At 55.4% G+C, this 1,120-nt stretch carries 1 protein-coding gene; it reads right to left on the minus strand.

Features of this window, described 5'->3' with window-relative positions; genetic code table 11:
* Positions 1-18: 18 nt before the first annotated feature.
* Entirely contained in the window at positions 19-855 is an 837-nt protein-coding gene (locus FHE74_RS10565; protein ID WP_180339754.1) for a trypsin-like serine protease, read from the minus strand.
* Between the last annotated feature and the right edge of the window lie 265 nt (positions 856-1,120).

Below are 1,120 nucleotides of genomic sequence, written 5' to 3' on the forward strand. Positions count from 1 at the left end.
AGAAGCAGGGGATAGTGTTTATGAACTTCCCCAGCTGGAAAGGCCTGCATCGTGTGATGGTTTGATCGGTGACGGTGCGTCTTTGTCAGGAGCAGAAGTGGAAGTAGGTGCGTGGGATAGACCTACTGCGGCTTTACGCTGTTCTTGCGGGCTCAGACCGGCATTATCTGCCATGGTCTGAGTAATCCAGGTGGCGCGAGAAACAATGTTGGTGTGCCACATAGGCTTATCGCGACCGTCGCTACAGGCCGGGTTGTATCCCCCTGCAGTATGGACGGCGTAGAGGGTGTTGTCTTTAAAGATGGGTGCGCCTGAGTCCCCACTACACGAGCGTGATTCGGTTACGGCCTTGCCTTTGAATAAATCGGTGTAGGTGACGTTTCCGAAATCCAAGGACGCAACCGTATCCGTGATAACCGTGGTGGCCGTGGAGGCGAAGTCATGGGTTTGTCCATACCCGGTCAACAGTGCGTGCTCACCGACCTGTAGTGGGTGGTCCGCAAGGGAAAACGAGTCAGCGTTGATTCCATCACCGGTTTTAATCAACGCCACATCATCAGAATCCGACATCGTATAGATTGCTGCGATACCAGCGTGCTCACCATCGGGCTGCTGGAGGAAACCGTCCATCATCGGGGCGTGCGAGATGCAGTGATGGGCCGTGAGCCAAAAATGATCCCCAAGAAAACTAGCCGTACAATCCCGACGAATCTGAGGGGTGTCGTCACTGGCGGGACCAGGGATCACCGACCACAGGGCAGCAATACGGTTGTCGTTGACAGGTACGGGACTACTGGCCTGTAAGGACGCCTCGGAATCGTCGGCGGCGTGAGCGATAGCCGGCGTACTCAGCATCAGGCCTACTGCCCACCACACCGCACAGTGACGTGTAGCCGTTCTGGTCGTGTTCATTGCTTTTACCCCCTGATGCGGGATTTTTCTTCCGGTGTCCTGCCTGGTCGCTTAGTACCGTATAGCTTCATGAGTGAAAGTTCTCCTCTTCCTGGATTTCCTTAAGGAAAACGATGAAACGTTCCTTTAAGGGGTGGCTCGCTGTGATGGCTGCTGCCCTGCTTGTTACGACAACCGCCCCAGCTACCTCATCCGCCCAATCCTCCGG

The sequence above is a fragment of the Corynebacterium tapiri genome, assembly GCF_006334925.1.
GTDB classification, from domain to species: Bacteria; Actinomycetota; Actinomycetes; order Mycobacteriales; family Mycobacteriaceae; genus Corynebacterium; species Corynebacterium tapiri.

Excerpts from the sequence above, each read along its gene's own strand:
- FHE74_RS10565 (WP_180339754.1), bottom strand. The coding sequence starts at position 855 with ATGCTGAGTACGCCGGCTATCGCTCACGCCGCCGACGATTCCGAGGCG.